The sequence below is a fragment of the Amycolatopsis sp. EV170708-02-1 genome, from assembly GCF_022479115.1.
GTDB lineage: Bacteria > Actinomycetota > Actinomycetes > Mycobacteriales > Pseudonocardiaceae > Amycolatopsis.
Genome location: NZ_CP092497.1, coordinates 6,442,756 through 6,468,020, shown reverse-complemented (window position 1 = coordinate 6,468,020; position 25,265 = coordinate 6,442,756). Strand labels below are relative to the sequence as shown.

Here is a 25,265-nt window from a genome sequence, read left to right as displayed (position 1 = left end):
AGTGCCCGACTCCCTCGGTCCCCGCCTCAAGGTCGGCGTCGTCGTCCCGTCCACCAACACCTCGGCGCAGCCGGAACTGGACGCGCTGCGCCCCGACGGCGTCACCAACCACACCGGCCGGATGGTGATCGACGACGACCCGATGGTCGACGAACCCGGGTTCGAGCACGTCATGCACGGGATCCGGCGGTCCACACGGCCGGCGATCCGCGGTGTCGTCGGCTGCGATCCCGACTGTGTGATCATCGCGGTCTCCCCGGAAAGTCATTGGGAGGGAACGGAGGCGCACAGCCGCGTCCTTCACACGATGCGGGAGGCCGCGGGCGGCCGTCCGGTGACCATGAGCCCGGACGCGATCAACGCCGCGCTCGCGGCACACGGCGTCCGCCGGATCGCGGTCATCACGCCGTACCTGCCGGTCGGCGATGATCCGGTGCGCCGCTTCTTCGCCGACAACGGCTACGACCTGCTGCGCCTCCACGGCCTCGGCATGCCCAGCCCGGCCATGATCTCCCACGTCCCCGAGACCGTGCTCCGTGACGCGGTCAAGGAGATCGACCATGCCGACGTCGAAGCCATCGTGCAGGTCGGCACCAACGTCGCCATGGCGCGGCTCGCGGCGGCCGCCGAGTTCTGGCTCGGCAAACCGGTCCTCTCGAACAACGTCGTCCTGTACTGGCACGCCCTGCGCCAGAACGGTGTCGCCGATCGCGTACCCGGCTTCGGCTCCCTGCTGGCGGAGCATTGACCGGTATTTGACTGATCGTTACAGAACATGGGATGCTGGCGGCATGCCCCGCCCCAAGGGTTTCGATCCCACCGAGGTGCTCGACGCCGCGGTCGGCACGTTCTGGCGCAAGGGGTACGCCGCCACGTCGGCCCAGGACCTGGTCGACGGCACCGGGCTCGGGCGGGGCAGCCTGTACAACACGTTTTCGGGCAAGCAGCAGCTGTTCAGCCAGGCGCTTCGCCGCTACGAGGAGACGTCCGCCACCCGGGTCGAGGAGATGCTGGCCGCGCCGGGCACCATCCGGGCGCGGATCAGACGGGTCCTCATGGACGTCGTCGACGACGAGCTGGATTCGTCCGACGCGCATCGCGGCTGCTTGGCGGTCAACGCCGCCCTCGAACTCGGCGGCATCGACGACGAGGTCACCGCCCGCGTCCGCCACAACTTCGAGCGCGTGGAGAACGCGTTCCACGCCGAGTTCGCCGCCGCGCGGGAGCAGGGCGAGATCGGCGGCGAGCGGGATCCGAGGGCGTTGGCGAGGTTCACCCTCGCCGCGATGTACGGCCTGCGGGTGCTGGGCAAGACCGCGGACCGGCAGGCGCTCACCCAGGTAGTCGAAACCACCATCCAGGCGTTGTGATGTTCCAGGTTTCGTGACAGAACCCCAGCGCGCACCCGGATTTTTCCGGGCCGCGTTCTTTAACGTTCATTCCACTATCGGCGAGGAGCAGGCAACTCATGACGGAGACCGTCGCGGTGCTCGGCACCGGAATCATCGGCGCCCCGGTCGCGCGCAACCTGAGCAAGGCCGGATTCGCGGTCCGGGCCTGGAACCGCACCGCGGCGAAGGCCGAAGCCCTCGCCGAGCACGGTGTCGAGGTCGCCGGGAGCGCCGCGGAAGCCGTCGAGGGCGCGCCGGTCGTGATCACGGTCCTCACGGACGGCCCGGCGGTGCTGGAGGCGATCCGCGCGGCCGCCCCCGCCGCGGGCACGATCTGGGTGCAGCTCAGCACCGTCGGCGACGCCGTCGACGAGCTGGCCGCGTACGCCGACGAGCAGGGGCTCGTCTTCGTCGACGCGCCGGTGCAGGGCACCCGCCAGCCCGCCGAACAGGGCCAGCTGATCGTGCTGGCGGCGGGCGCGGCCGGCGCGCGTGAGACCGTCCAGCCACTGTTCGACGCGATCGGCAAGCGCACCCTGTGGGTCGGCGAAGACGGCCGCACCGGCGCGGCGAGCAGGCTCAAGCTGGTGCTGAACACCTGGGTGATCGCGCTGACCCACGGTGTCGGCGAGGCGCTGGCGCTGGCCGAAGGGCTCGGTGTCGACCCGCGGCACTTCGTCGACGTCGTCACCGGCGGCCCGATGGACAACGGCTACTTCCAGGCCAAATCCGCCGCGATCCTCAACGACGACTACACCACCGCCTTCTCGGTCGACAACGCCGAGAAGGACGCCCGGCTGGTCCTGGCGGCCGCGGCCCGCGCGGGCGTCCGGATGGACGCCGTCGAAGCCGGGCGAGCCCGCTTCGCACGCGCGTCCGAGGCCGGACACGGCGACGAGGACATGGCGGCCGGCTACTTCGCCAGCTTCACCACCAACCGCGTCTAGAGGACTAAACGCGGTCGGTCAGGTACCGCACCTGCGCCGCCTTGCCGCGCTCGATCTCCTCCCTTCCCGAGAGGTGCTCCGGAACGCCGACTTCCCACCAGGCGCCGGCTTCGGTCCACGAGTCCGGCTGGGTCCGCACCACGACCACCGCCGGTCGCTTTTCGGCCACCGCCGCTTCCCGTGCTTTCGCGTAGGACGCGCGCACATCGTCCACAGTGGACGCGGTGAACACCGCGCAGCCCAGCGACTCCGCATGCCGCGCGAAGTCGACCCGAGGGGGCGCGGCGTGGGCGCTCCGGCAGTCGCCGAGGAGATTGTTGAACGGTTTACCGCCCTGTCCCTCCTGCAGCCGCGCGATGACCGCGTAGCCGTCGTTGTCGCAGACCACGGCCACGAAGGGATGCCCGGCGAAGGCGGCCGAGAACAGTTCCGAGTTCAGCATCAGGTACGAACCGTCGCCGAGCATCGTGGTGACCAGGCCGCCGGTGTGTGCCATCGCCGCACCCCAGGCCCCCGCGAGCTCGTAACCCATGCAGGAGAACCCGTACTCGACGTCCATGCTGATCGAGCCCGATCCGCGCCAGCCGCCGATGAGTTCGCCCGGCATCCCGCCGGACGCGGTCATCACGTAGTCGTGCGGCTCGGAGAGATCGTTGACCACGCCGACGACCTGGGCATACGTCGGCACATCGCCGGAAACGGCGCGCAGGGTGTCGATATGCGCGTCCCAGCGGCCGCGCTCCGCCGCGGCACGCTCTGTCCACAAGGGATCGACCCGCCAGTTTTCGAGCTGGGCCGACAGATCCACGAGACCCGCGTCGGCGTCGGCCACGACGGCCAGCGCGCCGTGCTTGACCGCGTCGAACCGGGCGGCGTTCAGCGTGATCAGCCGGACGTCCGGGGAGAACACCGTCCAGGACGCGGTGGTGAAGTCCTGCAAACGCGTGCCGACGGCCAGTACGACGTCGGCCTCGGCGGCCAGCACGTTCGCCGAGGTCGAGCCCGTGACCCCGAGCGGACCGGCGTGCAGGGGATGGCCGTGCGGCACGAGGGTGCGTCCCGCCGTGGTTTCGGCGACCGGGATGCCGTGCCGTTCGGCGAAGGCCAGCGCCCGCTCGCCCGCGCCGGAATACCGGACACCGCCGCCGAGCACCAGCAACGGTTTCCGCGCCGCCCGCAGCGCGCCCGCCGCTTCGGTGATCGCCCGGCGATCAGGGCGCGGACGCTGCGGGCGATGGGTCACCGGCGCGAACAACGCGTCCGGGAAGTCGTAGGTCTCGGCCTGGACGTCCTGGGGGAGCGCCAGCGTCACCGGCCCCGCGTCCGCCGGATCGGTCAGCACCCTGGCGACCTGCGGCAGCGTCGAAAGCAGCTGCTCCGGCCGGGTGATCCGGTCGAAGTAGCGGCTCACCGCGCGGAAGGCGTCGTTGACCGTGGCCGTCGGATCACCGAAATGCTCCACCTGCTGCAGCACGGGATCCGGGGCGCGGCTGGTGAAGGTGTCACCGGGGAGCAGCAGCACCGGCAACCGGTTCGCGTGCGCGACCCCGGCCGCGGTGACCATGTTCAGCGCGCCCGGCCCGATCGACGACGTCACCACGCCCACCTGGCGCCGATGCGTCGCCTTGGCGTAGCCGACCGCCGCGAGCGCCATGCCCTGCTCGGTCTGCCCACGCCACAAGGGAAGCTCGTCGCGGTGCTCTTCCAATGCGGTGCCGAGACCGAGCACGTTGCCGTGCCCGAAGATCGCGAACACCCCGGGGAACAACGGGACTTCCCGCCCGTCCAGGGTTTCCGACCGCTGCGCGAGCAGCCAGCGCACCAGGGCCTGTGCCGTGGTCAGCTTCATGAGACCCGCCCTTCGTGGCTCGTGACCGGGCAGCGGGGGTCGAGTTCCTGGTCGTTCCACGTCTCGCGGACCCAGCCGTGCGCGGGGTCGTCGCAGAACGCCATCGACCGCTCGTCGGCGGGCCCGGCCAGGACGTTCAGGTAATACATCGGATAACCCGGCGCGGCGACGCAAGGACCGTGATAGCCGCGCGGGATCAGGAAGACGTCCCCGTCCCGGACCGCGACGTCCTCGTCCAGCTCACCGTCGGAGGTGTACGTCCGGTGCAGGCCGAACCCTTCGCGGGACGGGGTCACGCCGTCGCGGCCGGCGATGCGGAAGTAGTAGATCTCCTCGTTGACCACTTCGCATTCGGACACCTCGTCGTGTTTGTGCGGCGGGTACGACGACCAGTTGCCGCCCGGGGTGATCAGCTCGCACGCGTTCAGCTTGTCCGCGTGGTCCCAGACGCCCGGCACACCGAAGTTGGTGACCTGCCTGGTCGCCTGCCCCGCCCCGCGTACCTCCACCGGCACGTGCTCGGCCGGCCCGTAGCGCGGTTCGAGACGGCGGCCGCAGCGGGCCATCGGCAGCGCGACCTCGATCCCGGCCGCTGTCGACAACTCGACTTCGGCGTCGCGAGGCACGTAGGCGAAATCCGTGACCCGGGTGAACACGGAGTCCCGGCCCGCCAGCTCGAAGACCTGCCCGTCGACCCGGACCGTGCACGCTCCCGCCAAGGGCAGGACGAACGCTTCGTACTCGCCGGTGCGCACGACCCTGGACTCACCGGCGGCCAGCGAGAGGACCCTCAGGCCGCTGTAGTCCCAGCCCGCCGAATCCGGGGTGAGCCGGACCGGGTCCCGCTCGTCCGAAAGCGTCCCGAGTGGACGGTGCAGCTTGCTCACAGCAACTCCTCGATCTCGTCGGCGGTGGGCATGGCGTCGGCGCAGGCGAGCCGCGAAGCGACGAGCGCGCCCGCCGCGTTCGCGTACGTGGCGATGCGCACCGGATCCCAGCCGGACAGCAGGCCGTGGATCAGCGCGCCGCCGAAACCGTCCCCGGCGCCGAGCCCGCAGACGACCTCGACCCGCTGGGGCGGCACAGTCCAGCGGCCCTCGGCGGTGGCCACCAGCACACCCTCCGCACCCTTCTTGATCACCGCCAGCTCGACGCCCCTGGCCAGCATCCGGGTCGCGGCCTCGTCGGGATCCGCCGTGCCGACGGCGACCTCCGCCTCGGTGCGGTTGCCGACCGCGACCGTGACGTGGTCGAGCATCCAGCCGATCTCCTCGCGCGCCGCCTCGACGTCCGGCCAGAACATCGGCCGGAAGTCGAGGTCCAGCACGGTATGCGACCGGCGTCCGCGCCGTTCGAGCATCTTGCGCTGGGTGCCGCGCGCCGGTTCGACGGAGACGCCGGTCCCGGTGACCCACAGCAGCGGAACGGATTCCACGACGTCCCAGGGCACATCGTGCTCGTCGATGGTCAGATCCGGGGCGATCGGGGACCGATAGAACAGCAGCGGCGGATCCGCGGGCGGGTCCAGCGAGCAGAACACCACCGGCGTCTGCAACCCGGCCGAGGTCCCGACGTGCTCGGGGGACACGCCGAACTCCCGCAACGCCTGCCGCACGTACTCGCCGAAGCCGTCCGGGCCGACCTTCGTCAGCACCGACGTCGAGCGGCCGAGCCGCGCGGCGGCGACCGCGACGTTGGTCGCGGTGCCGCCGAGCGACTTGGCGAAGGTGCTGACCCCGGCCAGCGGCACGCCGCTCTGCTCGGGGTAGAGGTCCACCCCGACCCGGCCGACGGTCAGTGCTTCGAGAGCGGTCATGAAGGGGACTCCGCGGCTCGCAATTCGTGTTCGAGGGCTTCCAGTTCCGCTCCGCCCGCCATCTGCCTGGTCAGCTCGGCCAGGTCGATCTCGGACTTCTCGTACGCGCCGAGCGAAACGCCCCGTTTCAGCAGCAGGAAGCGATCCGCCACCGGATACGCGTGATGCGGGTTGTGCGTGATCAGCACGACGCCGAGCCCGCGATCACGGGCCTGCGCGACGTACTTGAGCACGACACCCGCCTGCTTGACGCCCAGCGCGGCCGTCGGCTCGTCGAGGATCAGCACCTTCGCCCCGAAGTACACGGCCCGCGCGATGGCGACGCATTGTCGCTCGCCGCCGGACAGCGTGCCGACCGGCTGCTCGACGTCGCGCAGGTCGATGCCCATGTCGGACAACGCCTTCTTGGTCGTCTCGCGGCCCTTCTTCCGGTCGAGCGCGCGGAACGGGCCGAAACCGACCGTCGGCTCGGAGCCGAGGAAGAAGTTCCGCCACACACTCATCAGCGGGACGACCGCGAGATCCTGATACACCGTCGCGATCCCGCGATCGAGCGCTTCACGCGGTGAAGCGAACTTGACCGGCTCGCCCTCGACCAGGAACTCGCCCCGGTCGTGCTGATGGACGCCCGCCAGGATCTTGATCAACGTGGACTTCCCGGCGCCGTTGTCGCCGAGCACGCAGGTGACCTCGCCCGCGTCGACCACCGTGGAGACGTCGCGCAGCGCGATCACGCTGCCGTAGGTCTTGCCGACGTCCTTCACCTCGAGGAGACGACTCATCGCCGGACCCTTTCCGCTCGCCGCCGGAAGGCGTTGTTGACCAGGACCGCGGACAGCAGCATCACCCCGAGGAACAGCATGAACCAGTCGCTGTCCCAGCGGGCGAACACGATGCCCTGCCTCGCCATACCGAAGATCAGTGCGCCGATGGCCGCGCCGATCGCCGAACCGAACCCGCCGGTCAGCAGGCAGCCGCCGATCACGGCCGCGATGATGTACTGGAACTCCAGCCCGATGCCCTGGTTCGCCTGGACGCTCGCGAACCGCAGGATGTTGATCGAGCCGACCAGCCACGCGGCGAGCGCGGTGGTCATGAACAGCATGATCTTGGTGCGCACCACCGGCACCCCGACCGCGCGCGAGCTCTGCGCGGAGCCGCCGACGGCGAAGATCCAGTTGCCGAAGCGGGTCCTCACCAGCAGCCAGGCCGCCAGGACGGCGAACCCGATCCACCAGAGGATCGAGATCTGGAACGCCGTGCCGCCGATGTCCACAGTGGACGCGAAGACGAAACCGGCGGACTCGTAGCCGTCGGTCGAGCGCATCCCGGACACCTGGACGGTGCCGGTGACCAGGCGGGTGACGCCGAGGTTGAGCCCCTGCAGGGCCAGGAAGGTGCCCAAGGTGACGATGAAACTGGGCAGGCCGGTGCGCATCACCAGCCAGCCGTTGAACGCGCCGACCGCGAGGGCGAAGACCAGCGACGCGAACAGCGCGAGCCAGACGTTCCAGCCGGCCTGCGTCGCCAGTGTCGCGGTGACGAGCGCGGTGGACGCCGTCATGACGCCGGCCGAGAGGTCGAACTCGCCGCCAATCATCAGCAGGGACACCGCGACCGCCATGATGCCGAGCGTCGAGGCGTCGTCCAGCCAGGTCGCCACGCCGCTGCCGCTGAAGAACTGGTCGGTGACGACGGTGAAGAACAGGAAGACGACGACGGCGCCCAGCAGCGCGCCGATCTCGGGCCGGACGACCAGCCTGTCCAGGAGCCGCGGTTTCGCGATCCGTTCGTCGAGGGTGGTGGTTGTCATCGCGTGCCCCTTTGCACGTACTGGCCGACGGTGTCCACAGTGGATTTGTCGACCAGGTCGGGCCCGGTGAGCACCGGTTTCCCGCCGCCGACGACGTTCGCGTTGTCCCGGTAGAGCTTGAGGAACTGCACCGGGAGATAGCCCTGCTCGTACTGCTGCTGATCGACCGCGAAGACCACGTCGCCCGCCTTGATCGCGCCGACCACGTCGGTGTTCAGGTCGAACGTGCCGACCTGGGCCTTCGAGCCGACCGCCTTGATCGCGCTCACCGCACGGGCGGCGACCTGCGAGTTCAGCGTCAGGACGGCGTCGAGGGACGGGTCGGTCTGCACGGCGCCCCTGATCCGGGATTCGGCGTCGGTGGGGTTGCTGATGTCGACCTGCAGGGTCTGCACGTCGCCCGCGAAGCCGGTCTTCGCGCCGTCACAGCGTTGAGCCTGCCCGACGTTGCCCGCTTCGTGGACCACGCAGAGCAGCTTCTTCTTGCCGAGCTCCCGGAACTTCTTCCCGGCCTCCTCGCCGGCGATGGTCTCGTTCTGCCCGACGTGGGTGAGCGCGCCGTACGCGGCGCTCTTGTCCTCGCCGGAGTTGATGGTGATGACCGGGATCCCGGCGCGGACCGCGTTCTCGATCGAGGTCTTGAGCGCCTCCGGGTTCGCCATCGACACCACCAGCCCGCCGACCCGCTGGGCGACCGCGTTGTCGATCAGCTTGGCCTGGTTGCCCGGGTCTCCGTCGGAGTTGTACTCGACCTGGACGTCGAGCTGCCTGCCCGCCTCTTCGGCGCCGTTCTTGACCACGTTCCAGAACGCGTCACCGGCCGTGCCGTGCGAGATCACCGCCACCCGCAGCGGCCCGCTGGGCTGGGTCGTCGCCGGGCCCGCGCCGGCGGCGGGTTTCTCCTCGGCCTTCGGCCCGGTGCACGCGGACAGGAGCAACAGCCCCGCCACGACCACCAAAGCCGCTTTCAAGCGATGGGACATCGTCGTCTCTCCTCGCTTCTTCCGTTACCTGGCAGCCGGGAGCCGGCTGACGATTCCGTCGAGATGCGCCAGGCTCCTGGCGACATCCCGCTTCGGCAGATCCTCCGGGCTCCCCTCGCTCAGCGCGGTGTCCTGTTCGAGCACGTACCACCCGTCGTAGCCCGCCTCGTGGACGAACCTGACCATCGTTTCGATGTCGACGTCCCCGTCGCCCAAGGGGACATACAGACCTTTGCCCACCGCTTCGGCATAGGGAAGCCTTCCGGCTCGGACGTCCTCGGCGAGTTCGCCGCGCACGTCCTTGAGGTGCAGGTGCCCGATCCGGCCGGGATGGCGTTTCGCCAGTGCGACCGGATCGGTCCCGCCGATCAGGAGGTGCCCGGTGTCCAGGCACAGCGGGAGATCGGAATCGGCGAGGAACCGCTCAACCTCGCGCTCGGTCTCCACATGCGTCCCCACATGCGGGTGCAGCACGGTGCGGAGGCCGTGCCGCGCGGCGATTTCCCTGATCTCGCCGGAGGTTTCCACGAGGGTCGTCCATTCGGCGTCGCTCAGTTCGGGCCGATCGTCGTAACCGTCGAGCCCGGTCGCGGCGGCGAGGACGAGCAGGTCGCCACCGCAGGCGGCGAACAGCGCGGCGGATTCTTCGGCCTCCGCCAGCGCGGCTTCGGGATTCTCGTGCAGGACGACGGCGAGGAAGCCGCCGACCAGTGCGAGCCGGTGGCCGCTCAGCCGTTCGCGCAGCTCGGCCGGGTCTCGCGGCAGGTAGCCGGGCGGGCCGAGCTCGGTGGCGCGCACTCCCAGCTCCGCCATTTCGGCCAGTACGGTCTCCGCGTCGAGCACACGGCCCCAGCCGGGGACTTCGCAGACACCCCAGGAGATCGGGGCGGCGGCGATTCGGATCCGGGGTGTCGTGACTGTCATCGGCGGCCTCCGGGGGATCGGGGTTAGAGCGCTCTATTGATTAGAGCGCTCTAATCATGTAGCGTCCGTCACAGTAAAGTCAAGGGCAGAGGCGCAAGGGTAGGGGGAAGGCGGAAATGGCGCGACCGACGATGGAGGACGTCGCCGCGAAAGCGGGGGTGTCCCGTGCGCTCGTGTCGCTGGTGATGCGGAACGCGCCGAACGTCTCCGACGAACGGCGCACGCGCGTGCTGTGCGCGGCACACGAGCTGGGCTACGAACCGCACGCGATGGCCAGGTCGCTGGCGAGCCGGACGTCGACCGTCCTCGGCGTGATGGTCTCCGATCTCCGCAACGCGTTCTTCGCCGACGTGGTCGAAGGGCTGGACGCGGCGGCCGAGGCGGCCGGGTTCCACTTGATCCTCAACACCGGTGGCCGCAGTCCCGCGCGGGAGCGTGCCGCGCTGAAGAGCCTGCTGTCCTTCCGGCCAGCCGGGGTGATCCTGCTGTCGCCGGTGGTCCCCGCTTCGGCGATCGAGGAAGCGGCCGCGCAAAGCCCTGTCGTCCTGGTGTCGCGCACCTCGCGTGCCGCGGGCGTGGACACGGTGAACGACGACGGCGAGGCAGGTTCCGCGCTCGCCGTCGATCACCTGGTCTCCTTGGGGCACAAAAGGATCGCCCATCTGGACGGTGGGCTCGCGGCCGGTGCGGCGGCCCGGCGGCGGGGATTCCTGCGGGCCATGCGGCGGCATCGGCTGCATCCGGTGATCGTGCACAGCGAGCACACCGACACCGCGGGCGAGAAGGCCGTGCACGAACTGCTCGGCGACCCGCCGATGGGCGGAATGCCCACGGCGCTGGTGGCGGGCAACGACTTCAACGCCGTCGGCGCGATCTCCGCGTTGGAAGAGGCAGGCCTGCGTGTGCCCGAAGACGTTTCCGTGGTGGGCTACGACAACACCTCGCTCGCCGCGCTGCGCCACCTGTCACTGACCACTGTGGACCAGCCGCGCACGGAGATGGGAAGGCTGGCCGTCGAAGCACTGCTCGAACGGATCCGGGGTGAACGCGCCGAACCGGTCCGGCATCTGCTGCACCCGTCGCTGGTGGTCCGTTCGACCACCGCCGCCCCAGAAAGGTAACCAGATGAGGTTGGGACTCGCCGGCACCGGCCGGATCGGCACTTCGCACGCCGAGACCTTGAAGAGCTTCGACGAGGTTTCGTCCGTGGTCGTCGCCGACGTCGACGCCGCCCGCGCCCAGGCCGCCGCGGCCAAACTCGGCGTCGAAGCGGCGGCGGACATCCCTTCGCTGTTCGCGTCCTCTTTGGACGGATTGGTGATCGCCGCGGCGACGGACGCGCATCCGGAGCTGATCCTCAAGGCCGTGGACGCGGGAATCCCCGTGTTCTGCGAGAAACCGGTCGCCGCCGACATCCCGGGAACGCTCGCGGTGATCGACAAGATCTCCGGTGCGGACGTCCCGGTGCAGATCGGTTTCCAGCGCCGGTTCGACGCGGGCTACGCCGCCGCCCGGGCGGCGGTGGCTTCGGGCGAACTCGGCTGGCTGCACACCTTGCGCGCGACCACGCTCGACCCGGCACCTCCGCCCGCCGAGTACGTCGCGCACTCCGGTGGCCTGTTCCGCGACTGCGGGGTGCACGACTTCGACGTCGTCCGGTTCGTGAGCGGCCGTGAAGTCGTCGAGGTCTACGCCGTGGGGACGAACAAGGGCGAGCGCTTCTTCGCCGACGCCGGTGACGTCGACACCGCGGCCGCGACCCTGACGCTGGACGACGGAACGCTGGCGGTGGTTTCGCTGACGCGCTACAACGGCGCGGGCTACGACGTCCGGCTGGAAGTGCTCGGCTCGGCGGGCAACGTCGTCGTGGGCCTGGACGACCGAGCGCCGCTGACCTCGGTGGAACCCGGCGTCCAGCCGTTGCCCGGCCCGGCCTATCCCGGCTTCATGGAACGCTTCCGCCCCGCGTACATCAGCGAGTTGAAGGCGTTCCTCGACGTCGCGGCCGGCCGCGCGCCGAGCCCGTGCGGTGCGGCGGACGCGCTGGAGGCGTTCTACATCGCCGAGGCATGCGAGGTCTCGCGCCGCGAACGCCGCCCCGTGCGGGTGGAGGAAGTCCGCGTCTGAGGCGCCACTCACCGCCGCGAGCCGTCCGCCCGGTCACGCGTGTCGTCCGTCCGGTCACGCGAAACCGCCCGCTGCGCACCGGCCGGTACGCACCTCGCCTTCGGAGTACATGAAGGCCACCTTCCTTGCGTCTAGCGCAGTGAAGGACCCCTTCACGTACTTGGAAACGCACGAAGGTCCAGGACCTGCCCGTCGAGGTAACCGAACGCCCACGAGGATGTCGCGAAAGCCACTTTCGGGACATCAGACGTCGCGAAAGTGGCTTTCGCGACACGGCTCGGAGCGACCTCGCCCCGTCCGTGAGGGCCTCCTTCACTACCTTCAGGGTAGGTAAGGAGTCCCTCACGGACCTGGTCGGCGATCAGCGACGAAGGCAGCTTCCTGCCATCGGCCGCCGCCAAGGTGACCCGACCGCTACGGTGGTCGCGAACGACAGGGACCGAACGCGCGAGGAGAGAGAGCGGATGCAGCCGAATCCACCGCAGCCCGGCTTTCCTCAGTACGGTCAGCCGCCGATGGCCGCCGGGCCGATCCCGGCGGCACGGCGAAAACCGCGGGCCAACGCCCCGGCGGCGGTGATCGCCGGTGTCTTCGCGTTGCTCGCCGCCGCCATGCTCGTCTGGTTCGCGCTCTACAACGTCTTCGTCGCCGCGGAGGTGAACGGCCGCTGGTCGGGCATCATGGTGCAGAACACGGTCTTCGGCATCCTCTCCGCGGGATTGCTGGTGGTGGCCGCGGGATTCACGTTGGCCCGCGCGATTCCGGGCGCGTGGACGCTGTTCGGGCTTTGCGTGTTCTCCGTGGTGGCGGTCTTCGCGGGGACGCCGCTGGTGTCGGCCACGACCTTCGGCGCTCAGCTCAAGTGGCTCTTCAGCTTCGACGACAGCGACAGCACCGCGATGGCGCTGATGATCGTCTTCGGTGTGCTGGCAGCGGTCGCGGCGGCGATCGCCGCCAGTGTGAAGTCGCCGGGGAAACAGAACTAGAGCTCGTCCAGGATCAGCTTCGCGCGTTCTTCGACGAGCCGGTAGCCGGAGCGCGCCGCGAGTTCGAGCGCCAGCTCGCCGTGCGTCCGGGCTTCCGTGAGTTTCCCCAGTTTCAGCAGGGTTTCCGCGAGCCCGGTCCGTGCGGCGGCCTCACACCAGAAGAAGCTGGTCGTCCGCGCGATGGACAACGCCAGCCGGTAGTGCTCGGCCGCCTCGCCGGGCAGGCCGAGCCGCAGGCAGACCTCGCCGAGCCCGACGAGCGTCCACGCCTCGGTACCCCGGTCACCGATCTTGCGGGTGAGTTCGACCGCTTCGAGCGCGTCCGCGCGGTTCTGCTCGCTCGGGTCGCGCCTGCTTTCGAGCACGGCCCTGCCGGACAGGGCGGTCGCCTCGCCGTAGGTGCAGCCCAGTTCGCGGTTGGCCGCGAGCGCGCGGGTGTAGAAGTCGTAGGCGTCGTCGGGAAGGCCGAGGTCACGGTGCACGTTGCCGAGGTCGACCAGCAGCACCGCGACGCTGAACCGCGCGCCGTCCCGTTCGGAGACCGCCAGCGCGCGGGTGAAGTTGGCGAGCGCCTCGTCGAGCTGGCCCGTCTGCCAGTACGGGAAACCGAGGTTCGCCAGCGCCATCGAGACGGCGGGCATGTTCAGTTCTTCGCACAGCCGCAGGGATTCCAGGCCGCAGCGGATCGCTTCCTGCGGGTCGCCGAGCCGCTGGTGCACCGCGCTCAGGTTGTTGAGCACGGCCGCGCGGCCGGCGTCCCAGCCGTCGAGGAGGTCGCCGCGCAAGGCGCTGGTGAGGTGCTCGCGCGCTTCGTCGTAGCGGCCGCTGTTGACGCAGGCGAGCGCGATGCTCAGGTGCATCGCGGCTTGTGCTTGCCCGGCTTCGCTGCGGCGTGCGGCTTTGAGCGCCGTCGACGCGGTGTCGATCCACTCCGCGTGATGACCGCGCTGGTGGAAGAAGGCGCGGAGCGCGTCGGCGAGATGCCACGAGAACTCGGGGGCCCGTGTTCGGCACTGTGCTCGACGGCGGCGGCGAGGTTCGGCCACTCGGCGTCGAGCCACGCCAGCGCCTCGTCGGTGTCGGCGAAGGGGTCGCCCGCCGGTTCTTCGCGCGGCAGGCGCAGGAAATGCGGGATGAGGGCGCGGCCCGCGGCGTCGGCCGTGGTCAGGTAGCTCTCGAAGAGCCGCCTCTCCGCGGCCTCGCGTTCGGCCTTCGTGTCCTCCGACAGGGTGCGGCCCGCCGCGAAACTGCGGAGAAGATCGTGGAACCGGTAGCGCCCCGGCGTGTAGCGCTCGACCAGATGCGCCGCCGCGAGCGCCTTGAGCTGCTGATTCGCCTTCGAGTGCGGGACACCGGTCAGCGCCTGGGCGGCGGGGGCGGTGAACGTCTGGCCGGGAACGAGCGCGAGACGGCGGAACAGCTCGCGATGCTCCTCGGGAAGCGCGCGGTAGGAGACGCCGAAGGCCGTGGTCACGGCACTTTCCTCGGCGCCGTCGACGGTCAGTTCCGCGAGCGGGTCGCCACCGGCCAGCTCGCGGGCGAGTTCGGCGATCTCGGGTTCGCCGCTGGCGCCGAGGTTGGCCGCCGCGATCCGGAGGGCGAGCGGGAGATGCCCGCACAGCCGGGCCAGCTCCGCGGCGGCGCCTTCCTCCGCGGCGACGGTCTCACTGCCGAGCACGGCTTCCAGCAGGTGCCGCGCGTCCTCGGCGGGCAGTACCGACAGCGGGAGCGCGCGGGCGCCGGTGCGGGCGATGAGGTCGCCGAGCCGCTGGCGGCTGGTGACCAGGACGGTGCCCGACGGCGGCAGCAGCGGCAGCACCTGGCCGCTGTCGCGCACGTTGTCCAGCACCAGGAGCACCCGCCGGTCGGCGAGGAGGGAACGGAGCAGCGCGGCTCGCGTGTCGATGTCCGGCGGGATCGCCTTGGGCGCGGTGCCGAGTGCCTGCAGGAGCTGGGTGAGCGCGACGGCCGGGGTGAGCGGTTCGTGGTCGGGGTCGAAGCCGCGCAGGTCGAGATAGAGCTGCCCGTCGGGGAACGCGTCGCGGACGTGATGGGCCCAGCGGACCGCGAGCGCGGTCTTGCCGACGCCGGCGGTCCCGCTGATGACCCAGATGTCGGTGCCTTCGCCCGCGTGCCGGGTCGCCTCGTCGAGCCGCTCCAGTTCGGCCGCGCGCCCGGCGAACCCGCGGACGTCGTGCGGCAGCTGGGCCGGGCGGACCGGCTCCGGCCTGGTCGAGGGTTCCAGCGCGGGATCTTCGCCGAGGATGGCGGTTTCCAGCCGTCGCAGCTCGGGGAAGGATCGAGACCCAGCTCGGACCCGAGCCGGTCCCGCAGCGCGCGGAAGGCCTCGAGGGCGTCGTCGGTGCGGCCTTCGCGGTGCAGCGCGAGCATGAGCTGCCCGACGAACCGCTGCCGCAGGGGATGCGCGGCGACCAGTTCGGTCAGCTCCGCGAGGACCTGCCTGCCGCGGCCGAGCCGCAGCTGCGCCTCGGCGCGATCCTCCAGCGCCGTCCAGCGTGCCTCGTGCATCCCGCCGCGGAGCCGTTGGGCGACCTCGCCGGTCACCACGTCGGACAACGCGTCGCCGCGCCACAAGCCGAGGGCCTCGTCCAGGAGTTCCACGGCCGTCTCGTCGTCGGCGTCGCGGGCTTGCGCCGTCAGCTCGGTGAAGCGGTGCAGGTCGACCTGGCGCGCGTCGACCTTGAGCAGGTACCGGGTCCCCTCGGAGACGATCTCCGGCCCGCCCGCGCCGCGGAACACCGCACGCAGCCTGGACACCAGCGCTTGCACGGTGTTCCGCGCGCTGGCGGGCGGTTCTTCGGGCCAGAGCAGGTCGATGATCCGGTCGCGCGGTACCGGCTTGCCCGCCTCCAGCAGCAACACCGCCAGCACGAGCCGTTGTTTGGGCGAGCCGAGATCGACCGGAACGCCACCGGCCCACGCCTCGACGGCGCCGAGGACGCGGAACTCCACCCGGCCACCTCCGCTCACCCTCGTCAGAGCCTGCAAGCGTAGTGCAAGCGCCCTGCATCCGGACCGCGTGATCCTTGCCGGGTGTCCACCGAGGACCCGTCGCCGGAACCGTGCCCAACCAACCAGACGGGCAGGACCCCCCATTCGGTTCCGGTACGACGGTGGGCACCTTCAACTTGCACAGGCACCGCCCTCTGACGGCGGTGGGGGTTGGGGGTAGTGCCAGCTCGACGTCTTCCCCCGTGTCGTCGAACTGGCGCTTCTTCTTTGACTGGGGCTGGGGTTGTCCGTGAAGGCCCCCTTGAGGGACTCAGAGTCCCTCAAGGGGCCTTCACGTCTTTTCCGCGTGATCACCACTTGACAGGCGAACCAGTCTGCCTGCACCCTTTCACTACTTAATTAGTGAAAGGGTGTTGCCAGTGGTCACCTTCCACCTGGACAAGGGCTCGGGCGTCGCGACGTACGTCCAGCTCGTCCAGCAGGTCAAGAACGCCCTGCGCTTGGGATTGCTGGAGCCGGGAGACCGGCTGCCGACGGCGAAGGAGGTCGTCGCCGAGCTGGCGATCAACCCCAACACCGTCCTGAAGGCCTATCGCGAGCTGGAGCGCGAAGGGCTTGTCGAAGGGAAGCCGGGCCTCGGCACCTTCGTGCAGAAGACCCTCGGAGGCGCTTCGTTCGCGGAGCGCACGCGGTTGCGGAAGAGCCTGGGGGCTTGGGTCCGCGACGCGCGGGAATCGGGGCTGGATCAGGAAGACGTCGAGGCGCTGTTCACCTCCGTGGTGGTCGACGGCTTTCGAGGGGAGCGAACCGCGTGACTGAGAAACCCGTCATCGAGGCGACCGGCCTCGCCAAGCGTTATCGCCGCAAATGGGCGCTGCGCGACTGCTCCCTCTCCGTCCCGAAAGGGCGGGTCGTCGCGCTGGTCGGGCCGAACGGGGCCGGCAAGACGACCTTCCTCCACCTGGCCGTCGGTCTGCTCGGGGCGACGCAAGGCTCGGTCTCGATCCAGGGAACGGCCGCCTTCCTCGCGCAGGACAAGCCGTTGTACCCGGGCTTCAGCATCGCCGAGATGCTCAAGTTCGGCAGGCGCCTCAACCCCGGCTGGGACGACGAGTTCGCGCTCAAGCGCATCGACGCGCTCGGCCTCGCGCCGGACCACAAGGTCGGCAAGCTGTCCGGCGGGCAGCGCGCGCAGGTCGCGCTCACCCTCGCGCTCGCGAAACGCCCGGACCTGCTGGTGCTCGACGAGCCGCTCGCGAACCTCGACCCGCTGGCCCGCCACGAGGTCATGCGCGGGCTGATGGAGGCGGTCGCCGAAACCGGCATGACCGTGCTGCTCTCGTCCCACGTCGTCTCCGATCTGGAGAACACCTGCGACTGGCTGATCGTCCTCAACGGCGGCCGCGTCCAGGTCAGCGGCGACATCGACGAACTCGTCGCCGGGCACCGCACCCTCACCGGGCCGGTGGAGGAGGCCGACGCGCTGGCCAGGCGGGTCACCGTCGTGGACGAGGCCCGCGCGGGGAGACAGGCGACCGTCTTCGCCCGCACCGAGCCGGTTCCGCTCGGTCCACAGTGGAGCGAACGGCCGGCGAACCTCGAAGAGCTGGTGCTGGCGTACCTGCGACGGCCCGATTCCGCGAGCCTGCCTCGCCCGACACTGGCTTCGGCGTAAGGGGGAACGATGTTCTGGCTCACCTACCGCCAGCACCGGATGCAGCTGCTGATCACGGCCGGTCTGCTCGTCGCCGTCGGGATCCTGTTGCTGGTCAACGGGAACGCCGCCGCGGACAGCCCGGATCCGGCGAAACTCTTCAAGGATCTGTACACCTACCTCTCCTGGCTCCAGGTCGTCCCGGTGGCGATCGGTGTCTTCTGGGGCGCCCCGCTGGTCGCGGCCGAATACGAACGCGGCACCACGAAACTCGCCTGGACCCAGTCGATCTCGCGGTTCCGCTGGCTCGGTGTGAAGCTGGGGTTCCTCGCCGTTCTCGCCACCCTCGGCGGGCTCGCGTTCGGCGCGATGATGCAGCGCTGGGTGGAGGTCTTCCCCGCCGATCGAGGCGACACCGCCTTCACCAGCCGCTTCGACAATCCGGTCCTGTTCACGATGACGGGCGTCGCCCCCGGCGCGTGGTGGCTCTTCGGGTTCGTGCTCGGCACCGCCGCGGGCGCGCTCATCCGCAAGACACTGCCCGCCATCGCCGTCACCATCGCGGTGGCGGTGGGCCTGATGATCGGCCTGAGCAACCTCCGTGACGGCTACGCGGAACCCGAACTCGTCCCGCTCGGCAAGGACCCCGTTGGCCGGGTCGTGGAGATGGTCAGGGACGCCGCTGGGGAGATCACCGCGCTCAAGGTCCTGCCGCAGGACTGGTACTGGCGCTTCCAATGGACCGAAGCCGCGATCCTGGCGGGGTTCTCGCTGCTGCTAGCCGTCGCCGCGACCTTCGCCATCCGCCGCCGCTCCTAGAAAGGCACTTCTCGTTGCTTTGGCTCACCTGGCGGCAGCACCGCACCCAGCTGCTCGTCACCCTCGGGTTCCTGGCCGTGGTCGGCGGGATCCTGCTCCTGTCCGGGCAAGCCGCCCTCGGCGCCGCGAGCGGCAAGATCTCCTCGTACTGCTACGGCGGCGGCGTGCCCTGCCGCGAGTACGACGCGGGGCTCGAAGACCTCTACCAGAAGATCTACCCGCTGATCGTGATCCTGCCGTTCGTCCCGTTGCTGGCGGGCGTCTTCTGGGGCGCGCCGTTGCTCGCCAGGGAATACGAACGGGGCACGTATCAGCTCGTCTGGACCCAGTCGGTGAGCCGCGGCCGCTGGCTGGGCGCCAAGTTCGGCGTCCTCGCGGCGGCCGCGACGCTCGCCGGGCTCGCCTCGGGCAGATGTTCGGCCGGTGGCTGGAGATCTTCCCCGGCAAGGCGGAGACGCTCAGCGAGACGTCGTACTTCGGCGCGGTCGGCATCGCGCCGGCCGCGTGGTGGTTGTTCGCGTTCGCCCTCGGTACCGCCGCGGGGTGCTGGTGCGCAAGACCTTGCCCGCCATCGCGATCACGGCCGCGGTGTTCGTCGCCGCCTCGATCGCCCTGATGCTCTTGCGCCCGCACTACGCCGAGCCGGTCCGGACGGTCGGCCTTGATCCCTCCACAAAGGACGGGCTGATCGTGCGGGCGGGCCGGGTCGCGCCGGACGGCCGGGAGCTGGGCCTGCTCGACGAGGTGCCCGAATGTCCTCGCGGCAAGGGGATGAACGCCTGCGTCGAGGCGGCGGGCTACCGGGACTTCACCGTCTACCAGCCCGCCGGCCGGTTCTGGCGGTTCCAGTGGACCGAGGCGGGCATCCTGCTCGCCGCGGCCGCGGTGCTCGGGGGCGTCGCGGCAGGGGGCACGGTCCGCCGCCGTCGCTGAGACGGCGGCGGACCGGGACTCAGTCGAGCTGCAATTCGGGCCGGTACAGGTCGAACCAGTGGTAGAGGTCCAGCGCCCGGTCGATCCCGGAGCGCTGGGCCGAGGACATCGTCACCGGGTCCACTTCGGACACTCGATGCAGCCAGTCGCGGTCGACCAGCTCGAACACCGGGTTGTCCCGTTCGGTCAGGGCCTCCTTGGCCTGCTGCTGCAACGCGGCCGCGTAGCCGGGGTCCTGAGTGGACGGATACGGGCTCTTGACCCTGTCCCGCACGGACGTCGGCAGCACGTGTTCGGTCGCGTGCCGCAGCAGGCTCTTTTCCCTGCCGTCGAACGTCTTCAGCGACCACGGCGTGTTGTAGACGTACTCGACGAGGCGGTGGTCGCAGAACGGCACACGCACTTCGAGCCCGACGGCCATCGATGCCCGGTCCTTGCGGTCCAGCAGCATCCGCACGAACCGGCTCAGGTGCAGGTTGCAGACCGTGCGCATCTTGCGGTCCTGCTCGCTCTCGCCGTCGAGGTGCTCGACCTGGGCGACGGCGGTGGCGTATTGGTCGGCGATGTAGCCGGGCAGATCGAGCTTCTCCTGGACCTCGCCGCGCAGGAGGGCGCCCCGCTCGCTGGTGAGCCCCATCCGGAAGGCGAGCCAGGGGAAGGTCCCCGAGTTCACCGCGGCTTCGTCGTGGAACCAGCGGTATCCGCCGAAGACCTCGTCGGCGGATTCGCCGGACAGCGCCACCGTCGACTCGGCGCGGATGGCCTTGAACAGCAGGTACAGCGAGGTGTCCATGTCCCCGAGCCCGGCCGGGATGTCCCGCGCGGCCAGCACCTTGCGGCGGACCTCCGGATCGCTGAGCTCGGCCGGGTTCAGCACGACGTCCTTGTGGTCGGAGCCGACGAGCTGCGCGACGTCACGGATGAAGGGCGAGTCCGGGGTGTCCCGCACCTCGTCCGGTTTGAAGTTCTCCTCCTGGCCTTGGAAATCGACGGAGAACGTGCGCAGCCGCTCGCCCTGTTCGGCCAGCCGGGCGGCGGCGAGACCGGTGACGGCGCTGGAGTCGAGCCCGCCCGAGAGCAGGACGCAGCGGGGCACGTCGGCGATCAGCTGCCGGTGCACGATGTCGGTCATCAGCTCGCGGACGCGTTCGACCGTGGTCTCCTGGTCGTCCGTGTGCTGTTTCGCGTCGAGCTTCCAGTACGTCCGCGTGCGGATCCCGGAGCGGTCGACGGTGACGATGGTGCCCGGGCCGACCTCGTGCATCCCCTTCCACAGCGACCAGCCGGGCGTCTTGGTCATGGCCATCAGTTCGCGCAGGCCGTCGGTGTCGACCACCTTGCGCGCCAAGGGGTTCGCGAGGATCGCCTTCGGCTCGGAACCGAAGAGGACACCGTCCGGGGTCGGGTAGTAGTAGAACGGCTTGATGCCCATGCGGTCGCGGATCATCACGAGTTTCTCGTCGCGCTCGTCCCAGATCGCGAAGGCGTACATGCCGTTGAGGTGATCGACGACCTCGTCGCCCCACTCGAGGTAGCCGTGGAGCACGACCTCGGTGTCGCTGTCGGTCTCGAATTTGTGGCCGCGCTTGAGAAGTTCCTCGCGCAGCTCGGTGAAGTTGTACGCCTCGCCGCTGTAGACCATCGCGGCCAGCCCGGCCTCGGCCATCGGCTGCCTGCCGCCCGGCAGGTCGATGATCGCCAGCCGCCGGTGGCCCAGCGCCACGTTCGGCCGGACCCAGGTGCCCGAGTCGTCCGGTCCGCGGCACGCCATGGTCGCGGTCATCGCGTCGACGACCTCACGGCGTTGTGTCAGGTCCGTGCCGAAGGAGACCCACCCTGCGATTCCGCACATCGCTACCTCCCGGTGATTAGTTAGCGCATACAACTATCCGTAACACTGGTGTAACACGCTTCGGCGGGCTTGTCTGCCCGAATTGCACGCTCCGTCCGCAGTGCGTCACGGTCTGTGGGGTACGTCACCGGGCATCAAGAAGTCGTAAAGGCACCCGATCGGGGCATCAAGAGGCCGTCAGGCCGTGGTCGCGATGGTCTGTACCAGGCGCAGTGTTGCGGGGTCCTGGTCACCGATGGGGTGACCTGTCCTGAGAGGTGCCTAGTGGCCGACTTGCTCTACGCCGTGCTCCTGATCGGCGTATTCGTGGTTCTCGCCCTGACCCTTCGCGGTCTGGAAAAGCTGTGACCGGCACGGGAACTCCTGCCAACGTCGTCGGCGGACTGCTGGCGCTGGGGCTGATCGTCTATTTGTTCATCGCACTGGTCAGGCCGGAGAAATTCTGATGTCAGACACGATGGCCGGCCTCTTGCAGGCCGGCCTCCTCCTCGTCGCGCTCGCCGTGGTCTACCGGCCATTGGGCGATTACATGGCGCGCGTCTTCTCGACAGAGAAGCACACGAAGGCCGAACGCGGCCTGTACCGCCTGTTCCGGGTGAACCCCGGATCGGAACAGCACTGGAAGACCTACGCGTCCGCCGTGATCGGCTTCTCGTTCGTCTCCGTCGTGCTCCTGTACCTGCTTCAGCGGCTCCAGGCGATCCTGCCGTGGAGCCTCGGCAAGGAACCCGTCTCGCCGGCGGTCGCCTTCAACACCGCCGTCAGCTTCGTGACCAACACGAACTGGCAGTCCTACAGCCCCGAAGCGACCATGGGTCACTTCGTGCAGATGGCCGGCCTGACCGTGCAGAACTTCCTGTCCGCGGCCGTCGGGCTCGCGGTCGCCGTCGCGGTGGTCCGCGGTTTCGTCCGCTCGAAGACCGACCGCCTCGGCAACTTCTGGGTGGACCTGACGCGCGGCACGATCCGGATCCTGCTGCCGATCGCGTTCGTGGCGGCGCTCGTGCTGATCGCGCTCGGCGTCGTCCAGAGCCTCAAGAGCGGCGTCGACGTCCTCAACCCCGATGGCAGCACGAGCAAGATCGCGCTCGCCCCGGCCGCGAGCCAGGAGGCCATCAAGGAACTCGGCACCAACGGCGGCGGCATCTTCAACGCCAACTCCTCGCACCCGTTCGAGAACCCGAACGCCTGGACCAACCTGATCGAGATCTTCCTGATCCTGGTCATCCCGGTCTCGCTCACCCGGACGTTCGGCAAGCTCGTCGGCAACACGAAACAGGGCTACGTCCTGCTGTCGGTGATGGCCGGGCTGTTCACCGCGATGCTCGCGGTGACCTGGCTGTCCGAGGCCAACGCGAGCGGGCCCGCGCCGCTGGCCGCCGGGGCGAACCTGGAGGGTAAGGAACAGCGGTTCGGCATCGGCCTGAGTTCGTTGTTCGCCAACGCCACCACCGGCACGTCCACCGGCGCGGTCAACAGCATGCACGACAGCTACAGCGGGCTCGGCGGCGGCGGAGCGCTGCTCAACATGCTGCTGGGCGAGATCTCTCCGGGCGGGGTGGGCACCGGTCTCTACGGCATCCTCGTGATGGCCGTGATCGCGATGTTCCTCGCCGGGCTGATGGTCGGCCGGACGCCGGAGTACCTGGGGAAGAAGCTCGGCAAACGCGAGGTCACCTGCGCGGCGGTCTCGATGCTCGCCATGCCGACGGTGGTCCTGCTCGGCGCCGGGATCGCGCTGATGAACCCCGGCAACCTGGCCGCGTTGAACAACCCGGGCGCCCATGGGCTCTCCGAAGTCCTGTACGCCTACGCGTCGGCGGGCAACAACAACGGCAGCGCGTTCGCGGGGATCACCGTCACCAACGACTGGTTCCAGTCCTCGCTCGGCGTCGCGATGCTGCTCGGCCGGTTCGTCCCGATCCTCGCCGTGCTGTGCCTCGCCGGATCCCTGGCCTCGCAGCGGAAGGTCCCGGAGACCGCCGGCACGCTGCCCACCACCGGACCGCTCTTCGGCACGATGCTCGCGGGCACGATCGTGCTCGTCGCGGCCCTCACCTTCATCCCGGCGCTCGCGCTCGGGCCCATCGCAGAGGCACTCGCATGACCGCCACCCAAGAACGCACCCCTGAAGAGACGACCCAGCACCACGTGGAGAACACGGGCCGGGTCGGCGCGGGGATCTTCAGCCCGCGCCAGCTGCTGACCTCGCTCCCGGAGGCGCTGCGCAAACTCAACCCCAAGCACCAGCTCGGCAACCCGGTCATGTTCGTGGTGTGGATCGGCTCGGCGCTGACCACGGTCTTCGCGATCACCGATCCGAGCGTGTTCACCATCCTCATCACCATCTGGCTGTGGTTCACCGTCCTGTTCGCGAACCTCGCCGAGGCCGTCGCCGAGGGCCGCGGCAAGGCGCAGGCGGAAACCTTGCGGCGCAGCAAGAAGGAGACCGTCGCGCGCCGCCTCACCGAGGACGGCGACGAGGAGACCGTGCCGGGCGCCGACCTGCGCGTCGGCGATCTCGTGGTCGTCGAGGCCGGACAGGTCATCCCGGGCGACGGCGACGTCGTCGAGGGCATCGCGACCGTCGACGAATCGGCCATCACCGGCGAATCGGCCCCGGTCATCCGCGAATCGGGCGGCGACCGGTGCGCGGTCACCGGCGGCACCACTGTGCTCTCGGACCGCGTCGTCGTGAAGATCACCACCAAACCCGGTGAGTCCTTTGTGGACCGCATGATCGCGTTGGTGGAAGGCGCTTCCCGGCAGAAGACGCCGAACGAGATCGCGCTGACGATCCTGCTCTCCACGCTCACGATCATCTTCCTGCTCGCCGTGGTGGCGTTGCAGCCGATGGCGGGCTACTCGGGCAGCCAGCAGTCCGTGATCGTGCTGACCGCGTTGCTGGTCTGCCTGATCCCGACGACGATCGGCGCGCTGCTGTCCGCGATCGGGATCGCGGGGATGGACCGGCTGGTGCAGCGCAACGTGCTCGCCACGAGCGGTCGCGCGGTGGAGGCCGCCGGCGACGTCTCGACGCTGCTGCTGGACAAGACCGGCACGATCACCTTCGGCAACCGCAAGGCCACCGAGCTGATCCCGGTCGGAACGTCCACTGTGGACGACATCGCCCACGCGGCCAGGCTGTCCAGTCTCGCCGACGGCACGCCGGAAGGCCGCAGCATCGTCGAGCTCGTCGCGCGGGAACACGGGCTCGCGGAGACGGCGTCCGACGACGAGAAGCTCGCGGACTTCGTCGAGTTCACCGCGCAGACCCGGATGAGCGGTATCGACATCGGCGAACGCCAGGTCCGCAAGGGCGCCACCGCCGCGGTGCGGGAGTGGGTCCGCGAACGCGGCGGCGACATGCCGGACGAGACCGAAAAGGTCGTCGACGAGATCAGCCAGCAGGGCGGGACCCCGCTGGTGGTCGCGGAATACGACGGCGCGAAGGCGTTCGTGCGCGGCGTGATCCGGCTGTCCGACGTGGTCAAACCCGGGATGAGGGAGCGGTTCGTCCAGCTCCGCGCCATGGGCATCAAGACCGTCATGATCACCGGGGACAACCCGCTCACCGCGAAGGCCATCGCACAGGACGCGGGCGTCGACGACTACCTCGCCGAAGCCAAGCCCGAAGACAAGATGGCGCTGATCAAGAAGGAGCAGGAGGGCGGGCGGCTGGTCGCGATGACCGGCGACGGCACCAACGACGCCCCCGCGCTCGCGCAGTCCGACGTCGGCGTCGCGATGAACACCGGGACCTCCGCCGCCAAGGAGGCGGGGAACATGGTGGACCTCGACTCCGACCCGACGAAACTGATCGAGGTCGTGGAGATCGGCAAACAGCTGCTGATCACCCGCGGCGCGCTGACCACCTTCAGCGTCGCCAACGACCTCGCGAAGTACTTCGCCATCCTGCCCGCGATGTTCACCGGGATCTTCGCCCAGCTCGGCGCGCTCAACATCATGCAGCTGGCGACGCCGAAGTCGGCGATCCTGTCGGCGGTCATCTTCAACGCCCTGATCATCGTCGGGCTGATCCCGCTCGCCCTGCGCGGCGTCCGGTACAAACCGTCCTCGGCCTCGGCGCTGCTGCGCCGGAACCTGCTGGTCTACGGCCTCGGCGGCATCGTCAGCCCCTTCCTCGGGATCTGGCTGATCGATCTGCTCGTCCGCCTCATCCCCGGAATCGGATAAC

24 protein-coding genes and 1 pseudogene are annotated in these 25,265 nt (G+C 69.6%); 14 read left to right on the top strand and 11 right to left on the bottom strand.

Going from position 1 to position 25,265, the window contains the following annotated elements:
* Nucleotide 1: 1 nt before the first annotated feature.
* The 3 genes from MJQ72_RS29335 (at nucleotide 2) to MJQ72_RS29325 (ending at nucleotide 2,338) form a co-directional block, all read left to right on the top strand.
* Nucleotides 2–748 carry an arylmalonate decarboxylase gene (locus MJQ72_RS29335; protein ID WP_240594306.1) on the top strand — a complete coding sequence of 249 codons (747 nt, stop codon included), beginning with the start codon at nucleotides 2–4 and terminating at the stop codon, nucleotides 746–748.
* A 43-nt stretch (nucleotides 749–791) separates the two neighbouring features.
* A complete protein-coding gene (locus MJQ72_RS29330) occupies nucleotides 792–1,370 on the top strand; it encodes a TetR/AcrR family transcriptional regulator (RefSeq protein ID WP_240594305.1) in 579 nt (192 codons plus the stop codon).
* Between the two features lie 68 nt (nucleotides 1,371–1,438).
* Nucleotides 1,439–2,338 carry an NAD(P)-dependent oxidoreductase gene (locus tag MJQ72_RS29325; protein WP_396427011.1) on the top strand — a complete coding sequence of 300 codons (900 nt, stop codon included), beginning with the start codon at nucleotides 1,439–1,441 and terminating at the stop codon, nucleotides 2,336–2,338.
* A 4-nt stretch (nucleotides 2,339–2,342) separates the two neighbouring features.
* Here the strand turns inward: MJQ72_RS29325 and iolD are convergent, their stop codons facing one another.
* The 7 genes from iolD to MJQ72_RS29290 are packed head-to-tail and all read right to left on the bottom strand — an operon-like array spanning nucleotide 2,343 to nucleotide 9,723.
* Nucleotides 2,343–4,187 (bottom strand): 3D-(3,5/4)-trihydroxycyclohexane-1,2-dione acylhydrolase (decyclizing), encoded by a 1,845-nt coding sequence (gene iolD, locus MJQ72_RS29320; protein WP_240594303.1) that lies wholly within the window; start codon nucleotides 4,185–4,187, stop codon nucleotides 2,343–2,345.
* The gene (iolB, locus tag MJQ72_RS29315; RefSeq protein WP_240594302.1) at nucleotides 4,184–5,074 is read right to left on the bottom strand and encodes a 5-deoxy-glucuronate isomerase; all 891 of its coding nucleotides are present in this window, start codon (nucleotides 5,072–5,074) and stop codon (nucleotides 4,184–4,186) included. Before iolB ends, iolD begins: the two co-directional genes overlap by 4 nt.
* Nucleotides 5,071–6,003 (bottom strand): 5-dehydro-2-deoxygluconokinase, encoded by a 933-nt coding sequence (iolC, locus tag MJQ72_RS29310; RefSeq protein WP_240594301.1) that lies wholly within the window; start codon nucleotides 6,001–6,003, stop codon nucleotides 5,071–5,073. The genes iolB and iolC overlap by 4 nt, the downstream gene beginning before the upstream one ends.
* Nucleotides 6,000–6,785, bottom strand: coding sequence for an ATP-binding cassette domain-containing protein (locus MJQ72_RS29305; protein WP_240594300.1), 786 nt, complete (start codon nucleotides 6,783–6,785; stop codon nucleotides 6,000–6,002). The genes iolC and MJQ72_RS29305 overlap by 4 nt, the downstream gene beginning before the upstream one ends.
* Entirely contained in the window at nucleotides 6,782–7,816 is a 1,035-nt protein-coding gene (locus tag MJQ72_RS29300) for an ABC transporter permease (protein ID WP_240594299.1), read from the bottom strand. The genes MJQ72_RS29305 and MJQ72_RS29300 overlap by 4 nt, the downstream gene beginning before the upstream one ends.
* Nucleotides 7,813–8,799 carry a sugar ABC transporter substrate-binding protein gene (locus MJQ72_RS29295; protein WP_240594298.1) on the bottom strand — a complete coding sequence of 329 codons (987 nt, stop codon included), beginning with the start codon at nucleotides 8,797–8,799 and terminating at the stop codon, nucleotides 7,813–7,815. The genes MJQ72_RS29300 and MJQ72_RS29295 overlap by 4 nt, the downstream gene beginning before the upstream one ends.
* 24 nt (nucleotides 8,800–8,823) lie before the next feature.
* The gene (locus MJQ72_RS29290) at nucleotides 8,824–9,723 is read right to left on the bottom strand and encodes a sugar phosphate isomerase/epimerase (protein ID WP_240594297.1); all 900 of its coding nucleotides are present in this window, start codon (nucleotides 9,721–9,723) and stop codon (nucleotides 8,824–8,826) included.
* Between the two features lie 116 nt (nucleotides 9,724–9,839).
* Between MJQ72_RS29290 and MJQ72_RS29285 the strand changes: the two genes are divergently transcribed.
* The 3 genes from MJQ72_RS29285 (at nucleotide 9,840) to MJQ72_RS29275 (ending at nucleotide 12,836) form a co-directional block, all read left to right on the top strand.
* Nucleotides 9,840–10,844, top strand: coding sequence for a LacI family DNA-binding transcriptional regulator (locus MJQ72_RS29285; RefSeq protein WP_240594296.1), 1,005 nt, complete (start codon nucleotides 9,840–9,842; stop codon nucleotides 10,842–10,844).
* A gap of 4 nt (nucleotides 10,845–10,848) precedes the next feature.
* Complete coding sequence (locus MJQ72_RS29280; protein WP_240594295.1) at nucleotides 10,849–11,850, top strand: Gfo/Idh/MocA family oxidoreductase; 1,002 nt, start codon at nucleotides 10,849–10,851, stop codon at nucleotides 11,848–11,850.
* A 464-nt stretch (nucleotides 11,851–12,314) separates the two neighbouring features.
* Nucleotides 12,315–12,836, top strand: a complete 522-nt coding sequence (locus tag MJQ72_RS29275; protein WP_240594294.1) for a hypothetical protein — start codon at nucleotides 12,315–12,317, stop codon at nucleotides 12,834–12,836.
* On the opposite strand, the gene MJQ72_RS29270 is transcribed toward MJQ72_RS29275, so the two are convergent.
* The 3 genes and pseudogenes from MJQ72_RS29270 to MJQ72_RS29260 all read right to left on the bottom strand — a co-directional run.
* Complete coding sequence (locus MJQ72_RS29270) at nucleotides 12,833–13,696, bottom strand: tetratricopeptide repeat protein (protein ID WP_240594293.1); 864 nt, start codon at nucleotides 13,694–13,696, stop codon at nucleotides 12,833–12,835. The two genes, MJQ72_RS29275 and MJQ72_RS29270, sit on opposite strands and share 4 nt — an antisense overlap.
* Complete coding sequence (locus MJQ72_RS29265; protein WP_240601447.1) at nucleotides 13,687–14,940, bottom strand: NB-ARC domain-containing protein; 1,254 nt, start codon at nucleotides 14,938–14,940, stop codon at nucleotides 13,687–13,689. Before MJQ72_RS29265 ends, MJQ72_RS29270 begins: the two co-directional genes overlap by 10 nt.
* Nucleotides 14,941–15,182: 242 nt before the next feature.
* Nucleotides 15,183–15,953, bottom strand: a pseudogene (locus MJQ72_RS29260) (BTAD domain-containing putative transcriptional regulator); the annotation flags it as partial.
* A gap of 275 nt (nucleotides 15,954–16,228) precedes the next feature.
* Between MJQ72_RS29260 and MJQ72_RS29255 the strand changes: the two are divergent.
* The 5 genes from MJQ72_RS29255 to MJQ72_RS29235 are packed head-to-tail and all read left to right on the top strand — an operon-like array spanning nucleotide 16,229 to nucleotide 19,215.
* Nucleotides 16,229–16,624 (top strand): GntR family transcriptional regulator, encoded by a 396-nt coding sequence (locus MJQ72_RS29255; protein ID WP_016336295.1) that lies wholly within the window; start codon nucleotides 16,229–16,231, stop codon nucleotides 16,622–16,624.
* On the top strand, nucleotides 16,621–17,484 hold the full coding sequence (locus MJQ72_RS29250) for an ABC transporter ATP-binding protein (protein ID WP_240594292.1): 864 nt from the start codon (nucleotides 16,621–16,623) through the stop codon (nucleotides 17,482–17,484). Before MJQ72_RS29255 ends, MJQ72_RS29250 begins: the two co-directional genes overlap by 4 nt.
* Before the next feature lie 9 nt (nucleotides 17,485–17,493).
* The gene (locus MJQ72_RS29245) at nucleotides 17,494–18,282 is read left to right on the top strand and encodes an ABC transporter permease (protein WP_240594291.1); all 789 of its coding nucleotides are present in this window, start codon (nucleotides 17,494–17,496) and stop codon (nucleotides 18,280–18,282) included.
* Nucleotides 18,283–18,296: 14 nt separating this feature from the next.
* The gene (locus MJQ72_RS29240; RefSeq protein WP_240594290.1) at nucleotides 18,297–18,947 is read left to right on the top strand and encodes an ABC transporter permease; all 651 of its coding nucleotides are present in this window, start codon (nucleotides 18,297–18,299) and stop codon (nucleotides 18,945–18,947) included.
* Entirely contained in the window at nucleotides 18,898–19,215 is a 318-nt protein-coding gene (locus tag MJQ72_RS29235) for a hypothetical protein (protein WP_240594289.1), read from the top strand. Before MJQ72_RS29240 ends, MJQ72_RS29235 begins: the two co-directional genes overlap by 50 nt.
* Nucleotides 19,216–19,234: 19 nt before the next feature.
* Here the strand turns inward: MJQ72_RS29235 and asnB are convergent, their stop codons facing one another.
* Nucleotides 19,235–21,067: an asparagine synthase (glutamine-hydrolyzing) gene (gene asnB, locus MJQ72_RS29230; RefSeq protein ID WP_240594288.1), complete on the bottom strand. Its 1,833-nt coding sequence runs from the start codon at nucleotides 21,065–21,067 to the stop codon at nucleotides 19,235–19,237.
* 344 nt (nucleotides 21,068–21,411) lie between these two features.
* On the opposite strand from asnB, the gene kdpF reads away from it, so the two are divergent.
* Genes kdpF through kdpB form a run of 3 tightly spaced genes read left to right on the top strand, consistent with a single transcriptional unit; the run spans nucleotide 21,412 to nucleotide 25,264 of the window.
* Nucleotides 21,412–21,513, top strand: coding sequence for a K(+)-transporting ATPase subunit F (kdpF, locus tag MJQ72_RS29225; RefSeq protein WP_240594287.1), 102 nt, complete (start codon nucleotides 21,412–21,414; stop codon nucleotides 21,511–21,513).
* On the top strand, nucleotides 21,513–23,174 hold the full coding sequence (gene kdpA, locus MJQ72_RS29220) for a potassium-transporting ATPase subunit KdpA (protein WP_240594286.1): 1,662 nt from the start codon (nucleotides 21,513–21,515) through the stop codon (nucleotides 23,172–23,174). Before kdpF ends, kdpA begins: the two co-directional genes overlap by 1 nt.
* A complete protein-coding gene (kdpB, locus tag MJQ72_RS29215; RefSeq protein WP_240594285.1) occupies nucleotides 23,171–25,264 on the top strand; it encodes a potassium-transporting ATPase subunit KdpB in 2,094 nt (697 codons plus the stop codon). Before kdpA ends, kdpB begins: the two co-directional genes overlap by 4 nt.
* Nucleotide 25,265 lies beyond the last annotated feature (1 nt).

Coding starts and splice junctions, on each gene's coding strand:
- MJQ72_RS29330 (WP_240594305.1), top strand. CDS start 792: ATGCCCCGCCCCAAGGGTTTCGATCCCACCGAGGTGCTCGACGCCGCG.
- iolD (WP_240594303.1), bottom strand. CDS start 4,187: ATGAAGCTGACCACGGCACAGGCCCTGGTGCGCTGGCTGCTCGCGCAG.
- iolC (WP_240594301.1), bottom strand. CDS start 6,003: ATGACCGCTCTCGAAGCACTGACCGTCGGCCGGGTCGGGGTGGACCTC.
- MJQ72_RS29305 (WP_240594300.1), bottom strand. CDS start 6,785: ATGAGTCGTCTCCTCGAGGTGAAGGACGTCGGCAAGACCTACGGCAGC.
- MJQ72_RS29300 (WP_240594299.1), bottom strand. CDS start 7,816: ATGACAACCACCACCCTCGACGAACGGATCGCGAAACCGCGGCTCCTG.
- MJQ72_RS29295 (WP_240594298.1), bottom strand. CDS start 8,799: ATGTCCCATCGCTTGAAAGCGGCTTTGGTGGTCGTGGCGGGGCTGTTG.
- MJQ72_RS29290 (WP_240594297.1), bottom strand. CDS start 9,723: ATGACAGTCACGACACCCCGGATCCGAATCGCCGCCGCCCCGATCTCC.
- MJQ72_RS29285 (WP_240594296.1), top strand. CDS start 9,840: ATGGCGCGACCGACGATGGAGGACGTCGCCGCGAAAGCGGGGGTGTCC.
- MJQ72_RS29280 (WP_240594295.1), top strand. CDS start 10,849: ATGAGGTTGGGACTCGCCGGCACCGGCCGGATCGGCACTTCGCACGCC.
- MJQ72_RS29275 (WP_240594294.1), top strand. CDS start 12,315: ATGCAGCCGAATCCACCGCAGCCCGGCTTTCCTCAGTACGGTCAGCCG.
- MJQ72_RS29270 (WP_240594293.1), bottom strand. CDS start 13,696: ATGCACCTGAGCATCGCGCTCGCCTGCGTCAACAGCGGCCGCTACGAC.
- MJQ72_RS29245 (WP_240594291.1), top strand. CDS start 17,494: ATGTTCTGGCTCACCTACCGCCAGCACCGGATGCAGCTGCTGATCACG.
- MJQ72_RS29235 (WP_240594289.1), top strand. CDS start 18,898: ATGCTCTTGCGCCCGCACTACGCCGAGCCGGTCCGGACGGTCGGCCTT.
- asnB (WP_240594288.1), bottom strand. CDS start 21,067: ATGTGCGGAATCGCAGGGTGGGTCTCCTTCGGCACGGACCTGACACAA.
- kdpA (WP_240594286.1), top strand. CDS start 21,513: ATGTCAGACACGATGGCCGGCCTCTTGCAGGCCGGCCTCCTCCTCGTC.
- kdpB (WP_240594285.1), top strand. CDS start 23,171: ATGACCGCCACCCAAGAACGCACCCCTGAAGAGACGACCCAGCACCAC.